Origin of the sequence: Paracraurococcus ruber (assembly GCF_004353985.1) — a bacterium.
GTDB classification, from domain to species: domain Bacteria; phylum Pseudomonadota; class Alphaproteobacteria; order Acetobacterales; family Acetobacteraceae; genus Paracraurococcus; species Paracraurococcus ruber.
In genome coordinates, this window is record NZ_SMOA01000384.1 from 1 (window position 1) to 4,074 (window position 4,074).

A 4,074-nucleotide genomic window follows, 5' to 3' on the forward strand; every position below is an offset into this window, starting at 1 on the left:
GCGGCGGGCGGGGGCAGGCGGTCCGGGCGGGCGGCTGCCGCCGGCAGGCGGGTCGGCGGCGTCCCCGGCCGGGGCGCGGCGGCTGGTGGCGGGGCGGGGCATCTGGACAACTCCGTATCCCGGTGGATACACAGGTGTCCATGCCGGATTTCGACCGTCCCTGGGACGTGCTGGTCGTGGGCGGGGGGAATGCCGCCCTCTGCGCCGCCATCGAGGCGCGCCGTGCCGGCGCCAGCGTGCTGGTCGCCGAGCACGCGCCGAAGCCCATGCGCGGCGGCAACAGCCGGCACACGCGCAATGTCCGGGCGCTGCATCCGGCGCCGACCGACGTGCAGGTCGAGGCCTATCTCGAGGAGGAATACTGGGACGACCTGCTGAAGGTCACCGGCGGCAAGACGGATGAGCACCTGGCCCGCACCTGCATCCGCGCCAGCCAGCACGCGCCGGGCTTCCTGAAGAGCTGCGGCGTGGTGTTCCAGCCCTCGCTCTCCGGCACCCTCTCCCTTTCCCGCACCAACGCCTTCTTCCTCGGCGGCGGCAAGGCGCTGGTGAATGCGCTGTACCGCACGGCGGAGCGCTTGGGGATCGAGATCCTCTACGACACCGAGGTGCAGCACATCGCGCTGCAGGACGGCTTCGCCAGCGAGGCGATCCTGTCGCATCACGGCTTCCCGCAGCGGGTGCGGTTCAAGGCGGTGGTCGCCTCGGCCGGCGGCTTCCAGGCCAATCGCGACTGGCTGCGGCAGTACTGGGGCGATGCCGCCGACAATTTCCAGATCCGCGGCACGCCCTATGCCCAGGGCACCATCCTGAAGGACCTGCTGGGCCAGGGCGTGCAGCAGGTGGGCGACCCCACGCAGTTCCACGCGGTGTGCAACGACGCCCGCGCGCCGATGGAGGATGGCGGCCTGGCGATGCGGCTGGACTGCACGCCCTTCGCCATCGTGGTGAACAAGAATGTCGAGCGCTTCTACGACGAGGGCGAGGATACCTGGCCGAAGCGCTACGCCATCTGGGGAAGGCTGATCGCCCGGCAGCCGGACCAGCAGGCCTTCGCCATCACCGACAGCAAGGCGGAGATGGACTACCTGCCGAGCGTCTTCCCCCCGGCCAAGGCCGAGACGATCCCCGAACTGGCGGAGAAGCTCGGGCTCGACCCGCAGAAGCTGGACCGCGTGGTGGCGGAGTACAACGCCGCCGTCCGCCCCGGCACCTTCCGGCCGCAGGCGCTGGATGATTGCCGGACCGAGGGGCTGACGCCGCCGAAGAGCCACTGGGCGCGGCGGATCGACACGCCGCCCTTCATCGGCCACCCGATGCGGCCGGGCATCACCTTCACCTTCCTCTCGGTCAAGGTGAACGACCGGGCGCGGGTGATGATGGCCGATGGCAGGCCCAGCGCGAACATCTTCGCCTCGGGCGAGATCATGTCCGGCAACATCCTGGGCCAGGGCTACCTGGCGGGCTTCGGCATGGCGATCGGCACGGTGTTCGGCCGCATCGCGGGAGAGGAGGCGGCGCGCCTTGTCCGCAACTGACATGACGGGCGCCGCGGCGCATCCGCTGGACGGGTCGGAGACCGTCGCCGAGGCGCGGCGGCACATGGCGGTGTGCAATGCCTGCCGCTACTGCGAAGGCTATTGCGCCGTCTTCCCCGCCATGACCCTGCGGCGGGAATTCACGACGGGCGACCTGACGCACCTCGCCAATCTCTGCCACAACTGCAAGGGGTGCTTCCACGCCTGCCAGTATGCGCCGCCGCATGCCTTCGGCATCAACCTGCCGCAGACCTTCGCCACGCTGCGGCAGGAGAGCTATGCCGAATATGCCTGGCCGGACGGCGCCGGGCGGCTGTTTGCCCGCAACGGCACGCTGCTGTCGCTGCTGATGGCCGGCTTCGTCGCCCTGGCCCTGGTGCTGGTGGCGGCGATCCAGGATCCGGCGGTGCTCTACGCGCCGCAGACCGGCCCGGGCGCCTTCTACCGCATCATCCCGCTCTGGCTCATGAACCTGCTGACGGGCGGGACCTTCCTGTTCGCGCTGCTGGCGCTGGGCATGGGCGCGCTGCGCTACTGGCGCGGCACCGGGCAGGGCGGCGGCGCGCCGGTGACGGCGCCGGCGGTGCTGGACGCCACGGTGGACATCCTGGCGCTGCGCAACCTGGGCGGCGGCGGGCATGGCTGCAACGACATGGATGAGGGCTTCTCGCAGACCCGCCGCTGGCTGCACCACGCCATGTTCTACGGCTTCCTGCTGTGCTTCGCCGCGACCACCACGGGCGCCTTCTACCATCATTTCCTCGGCTGGGTGTCGCCGCATGCCTTCTGGAGCCTGCCGGTGCAGCTTGGCACCTGGGGCGGCGTGCTGCTCTGCCTGGGCACGGCGGGGCTGATCTGGGTGAAGACCGTCACCGACCCGGCGCCGGTCGCGCGGCAGTTGATGGGCGGGGAATATGCGCTGCTGGCGCTGCTGTTCCTGGTCTCCGCCACCGGGCTGCTGCTGCTGGCGGTGCGGCACACCGGCGCGATGGGGCTGACCATGGCGATCCATCTCGGCCTGGTGCTCGCGCTGTTCGTGGCGCTGCCCTACAGCAAGATGGTGCATGGCCTGTATCGCGGCCTGGCGCTGCTGCGGAATGCCCGGGAGCAGCGGGCGAAACCCTGACGGAGGGTCCCGAAGCGGGGCTTCGCCCGTTTTTCGAGGGGTCGGCGGCACCGCCGCCGACGGGCGGAACCCCGGATCAGCGGCCGAGCGTGAGGCCGGCCTGCTGGACGATGCCGCGGAACTTCGCGACCTCCGCCGCCAGGAAGGCCCGCGTCTCCGCCGGCGTGGTCGGCTTCGCCGGGTCCACGCCGGCCTGCGTCAGCCGCTCCGCCGTCTGCGCTTCGGCCAGCGCCGCCACCGCGGCGCGCGACAGCCGCTCGGCGATCTCCGGCGGCAGGCCGCGCGGAGCGCAGAGGATGTTCCAGGTGGTCACCTCGAAGCCGGTCAGGCCGATCTCGTCCAGTGTCGGGATGTCGGGAAACAACGGGTGGCGCTGCAGGGAACTGACGGCGAGGCCGCGGGAGAGCCCGTCGCGCAGATGCGCCGCGGTGGAGGCAAGCACTTCCAGCGAGTAGTCCACCTCTCCCTTCGCCAGCGCCTCCATCACCGCCGAGCCGCCGCGATAAGGGACGTGCTCCGCCTTCAGCGGCTCGGCCGGCCGGTTGACGCCCCGCGCCTCCGGCCCGCCGCGGTCGGATTGCAGGCCCCCCGCCCTGAGCTTCAGGAATTCCCCGGTGAGGTGGCCGATGCCGCCGGCGCCGCTGGTGGCCCAGGAATAGCGCCCCGGGCTGGCCCGCACCGCCGCCAGCAGGTCGCGCGCGGTGCGGAAGGGCGAGGCCGCCGGCACCACCAGCACGATCGGCCCGCCGCCGACCACGGCGATCTGGGTGAAATCCTCCACCGGGTCGTAGGGCGTGGTCTGCGGCAGCGCCGCCGGATTGGTGCCGAGCGCGGAGGCGGAGGCGAGCAGCAGCGTGTAGCCATCCGCCGGCCGGTGCCGCACCCATTCGGCGCCGACCGAGCCGCCGGCGCCGGCCCTGTTCTCGACGATCAGCCGGACCTGTGGCCCGAGCTTCGGCCCCATGCGTTCCGCCAGGATGCGTGCCGCGATGTCGGTGGACCCGCCGGCCAGGAAGGGCACCACCACGCTGATCGGCCGGTCCGGCCAGGCCTGGGCGACGGCGCGACGCGCACCGGGCAGGGCGGACGCAAGAGCGGCGAGCAATGGGCGGCGCTTGAGGCGCATGCGGATGGTCCCGGACGGTCCTGCCGCTCCATGCCGCCAAACCGGCCGCGCGTCCAATCGCCGCGCCGGGCACCCTGGCGGGGTTCGCGCGTTGGCAGGCCGCTTCCCCTCGCGCTCAGGAGACACCATGCCGGCGGAGCATCCCCCCAATCCGATCCTCGCTGTCCTCGCCGCGGCCGGTGGGCTGGCCTTGCTCCTCCTCCGGCGGGAGGATGGCGGGCGGCCGGCGCCGGTCCGCGCCCGGGCGCCTGGCCACCCGCCCGCCCGCGCGCCGGAGGGCCGCC

The 4,074-nt window shown here is 72.4% G+C and carries 3 protein-coding genes; 2 read left to right on the plus strand and 1 reads right to left on the minus strand.

The window, feature by feature from the left end; translation table 11 throughout:
* The first annotated feature begins 140 nt into the window (after positions 1–140).
* The gene (gene tcuA / locus E2C05_RS29450) at positions 141–1,538 is read left to right on the plus strand and encodes an FAD-dependent tricarballylate dehydrogenase TcuA (RefSeq protein ID WP_133223182.1); all 1,398 of its coding nucleotides are present in this window, start codon (positions 141–143) and stop codon (positions 1,536–1,538) included.
* Positions 1,525–2,664 (plus strand): tricarballylate utilization 4Fe-4S protein TcuB, encoded by a 1,140-nt coding sequence (tcuB, locus tag E2C05_RS29455; protein WP_240046946.1) that lies wholly within the window; start codon positions 1,525–1,527, stop codon positions 2,662–2,664. Before tcuA ends, tcuB begins: the two co-directional genes overlap by 14 nt.
* Positions 2,665–2,740: 76 nt before the next feature.
* Here the strand turns inward: tcuB and E2C05_RS29460 are convergent, their stop codons facing one another.
* Complete coding sequence (locus E2C05_RS29460; protein WP_158292460.1) at positions 2,741–3,790, minus strand: Bug family tripartite tricarboxylate transporter substrate binding protein; 1,050 nt, start codon at positions 3,788–3,790, stop codon at positions 2,741–2,743.
* Between the last annotated feature and the right edge of the window lie 284 nt (positions 3,791–4,074).